This window comes from Pelagicoccus sp. SDUM812002 (genome assembly GCF_031127835.1).
Lineage (GTDB): Bacteria > Verrucomicrobiota > Verrucomicrobiia > Opitutales > Opitutaceae > Pelagicoccus.
In genome coordinates this window covers 1-871 of record NZ_JARXHX010000104.1, presented here as the reverse complement: position 1 = coordinate 871, position 871 = coordinate 1, and the positions used below count along the sequence as shown (strand labels likewise).

The following is an 871-nucleotide window of genomic DNA, read 5'->3' as shown; positions in this document are numbered from 1 at the left end:
AGACTGTCCAATAAGTCGCTAATTAGCGAGCCTTCTTGTCGTGAGTTTGATCATCGCCTCAGATGAGCATGCTTTACTTTCTCGGTCGATGGTAAACCTGCCTAACTGGGATAGCCACGCGAAGATCACCGTCTAGGCAGCAGTTCAAAGCCCTTGGTTTTTTCGCTTCCACGGATTATCTCCAGCACGACCTTGCTATGCCTTGGAATTTCGAATGCCTATTGGACCAGTTTACCGAGGTGTCCCGCCTCGGCCCAGACCTTGCGTATCCACCCGAACTCGTTCACGAGTTTGCCTAGAACCATTCGAGCCCCGTCTCATTCCTGTACTGACGCCGTGTGGACCACGCAACCAAGCACGAGTCCAGGAGTAGATGTCTTTTGATTCCCTTAGCCTCCTTTCCTGCATCACATCCGCTAGGGCCGGGGTGGCCAGCAGTTCGCATGCTCTGCGAGTCGATGATCGCGTCCGTGGGAGCTTTTGCTTATCGCTGCGGTACCGGAAGTAGCCGCAAAGCTCGTCATGGATTTTCTGCCAGCCCCCTTCTCTCTTCCACTTCGAGAAGTAGTGGTAGCAGATTCGCCATGGCGGAAGTTCCTTGGGCATCATCCACCAGGCTATGCTGCTACGTGCCAGGTAGGGGATCGCATCCAGCACGCGTCTCTTGTCGTATCGGGGTGGACGGCAGAGATTCCCCGCTCCCGGTATCGAAGGTTCAATTACGCTCCACTCGCTGCCGGTCAGGTCGCTGGGATAAGGTCCATTTTCCATCGACTCCCTGTAGTGGGGATCTCGTTAGAAAAGAGCGCAAGCAAAGAACGGGAAGACACAAAAAATGCTGTTCTCGCGACTTATTAGACAGTCTCTTAGG

General features: G+C 54.0%; 1 protein-coding gene. It reads right to left on the bottom strand.

Going from position 1 to position 871, the window contains the following annotated elements; genetic code table 11:
- Positions 1-231 precede the first annotated feature (231 nt).
- Positions 232-771, bottom strand: a complete 540-nt coding sequence (locus QEH53_RS23880; RefSeq protein ID WP_309025750.1) for a transposase — start codon at positions 769-771, stop codon at positions 232-234.
- Positions 772-871: the final 100 nt, after the last annotated feature.